This window comes from Actinosynnema sp. (genome assembly GCF_052038725.1).
On record NZ_JBQGCX010000871.1, the window covers coordinates 1 to 1,983 of the forward strand.

At 68.1% G+C, this 1,983-nt stretch carries 2 protein-coding genes; one reads left to right on the forward strand and one right to left on the reverse strand.

The window, feature by feature from the left end; all coding sequences use genetic code 11:
- Positions 1-399: 399 nt before the first annotated feature.
- Positions 400-1,206 carry an ETEC_3214 domain-containing protein gene (locus ACTUAL_RS17905; RefSeq protein WP_440901070.1) on the forward strand — a complete coding sequence of 269 codons (807 nt, stop codon included), beginning with the start codon at positions 400-402 and terminating at the stop codon, positions 1,204-1,206.
- Between the two features lie 49 nt (positions 1,207-1,255).
- Here the strand turns inward: ACTUAL_RS17905 and ACTUAL_RS17910 are convergent, their stop codons facing one another.
- Entirely contained in the window at positions 1,256-1,882 is a 627-nt protein-coding gene (locus tag ACTUAL_RS17910) for a PH domain-containing protein (RefSeq protein WP_440901071.1), read from the reverse strand.
- Between the last annotated feature and the right edge of the window lie 101 nt (positions 1,883-1,983).

A 1,983-nucleotide genomic window follows, 5' to 3' on the forward strand; every position in this document is an offset into this window, starting at 1 on the left:
CGGACCTCCCCGGGTCGAGTGCGCTCGCGGTACTAGCTAACGCGGCACCGCGCACTCGGCGGATCACGCGGGACGCTCCGTGCTCCTCCGGGCGAACAAGGTGCCGGAAATTGGGGATTCGAGCGCTCGCGCCCGCGCCTATCGTCGCGCACGAGGGGGCACGTCATGACCAATGGTGATCGCTTGGGTTCCGCATCAACGAATGTCGGAACAGCCCCTAATCACAGCCGTCGCGCCCGGGCGTCCTTCGTGAAACGCGAGCCTCCCCGTCCCGCTCGCGGTCCCGCCCCGCTCGTACCGCCCGCCCCTTCTGCATGGGGATGGGGGCGGCAGGACATCTGGGGGTGGCTCTACCTGACGTGGCGCGCTGTCAGACTTCCTGCGGCCCTGTTCGCGACCGTGTTCGCCGCCATTTGGTTCTACCAGGACGCGCAGAAAACCGCAGATGAGGTCTTCTGGCGTAAGCCTGCGTACGAACGACTAGGCAGCATTCATGCTGGATATACGCAGGAGTACGTCAAGCAGGTGCTTGGCCAACCCGCCAGCGTTCAGCCGATCAGAGGGACTGAGTTCACCGAGTCCGTATTTCAGGGACGTGACCATTGGGCCAAGACGATCTCCGACGCCGACGGACGGGTCGCCCTCTTCTCCGTCACTTCGTGTGACGAGGAGTTCCGACCCACGTTCGACATCGGCAACGCGGTGATCCAGCTCCAGGCTGGGACGATCGCCAGTGCCATCTCCCCCGACCCGGATGCACGAGACCCGCAAAGCGGGTTCCACAGCGGGATTCGCACCATCGACTGGCGCGCCGGCGCAACGGGGGGCTCGCCGGAGCAGTACCTCGAATGGTCCGGCCCATCGTCGACCGCAAGCGGCCTGCGAGCCTACTTCGTTGGCATCAACACACGTATGTGCGCGGACAACATCCCCCGCGAGATGCTGCCCTCCTCAGAGACCTACTCCGCCGACGCAAGCCAGGCGCCTCCAAGGATTGCGCGTTTCCGGCAGGCGGTATCCGCGAACAGCTATGCGGAGACCATCTACCCGATCCTTCCCGCGCTCGACCCAAGCTTCGGCATGCTGGACTTCGCCCATCCCAATGCGCCCGATTGCGACGCGTCCTGGAGTTGCGCATCGGTCCTCGTCACAGCGTTCGACCTGCCGCCTGGCGCTACCACCGGCACGACGCACTACGAACGCTGAGCGACTTGCGATAGAGCGAATATATGGGTTCTCACGTTTGGACGCGCCCTCAGAACACGTAGCCGAACAGCGCGAGGTCGTCCGCGTGCGCAGCCTCGACGAGCCTGCGGCTGCCGACGTCGTACGCCCGCCAGTAGGCCCGCTCCCGGTCGGTGACGTTGGTCGCGGGTACGGCGAGGTCGAGGCCGGCGAGCTCGCGCAGGTCGTGCTCGAGGTGCTCCATGCGCAGGACGACATCCGCCTCGTCGACGTGCCCGCGGTTGATCCGCCGCGGCCCCGGCTCGGCAAGGACCTTCGCGAGCCACGCATCGAAGTCGAGCGTCACCGCGTCCACGATGCGCCCGACCGCCCCGGGCGTCTGGTGCACCCAGGACCCGGGGTCCGGCAGCTCGTGCACCCACCGGCGGCGGGTGCGCTCGTACTCGGCGACGTAGAAGTCGAACGGGTTCCGCGTCGTCGTCACGATGCGCAAGCCGTGGTCGGCCTCGACGAAGCCGGCGCGGACCAGCTCAGCGACGGTCGCGTGCTTGACGTCGATCCCGGCCGCGCGCACCTCACCGCTCGCCGGGACCTCGGTGACGGACGTACGGGCGAGGAGCGCCTCGCGCAGCGCGGTGCTGGCGGTGCCGGGCGCGGCAGTGACGAGGAGCCCCGCCTCGGCGTCGAGGAGGGCCATCAGGGGCGTACGCCCGGGGGCGGCGGTGTGGGAGGCACGGGGCCATTCAACCCGTCGCGTCAGACAGCCGACCGCCACGGGGCCATGTCGAGCCCGGGGTA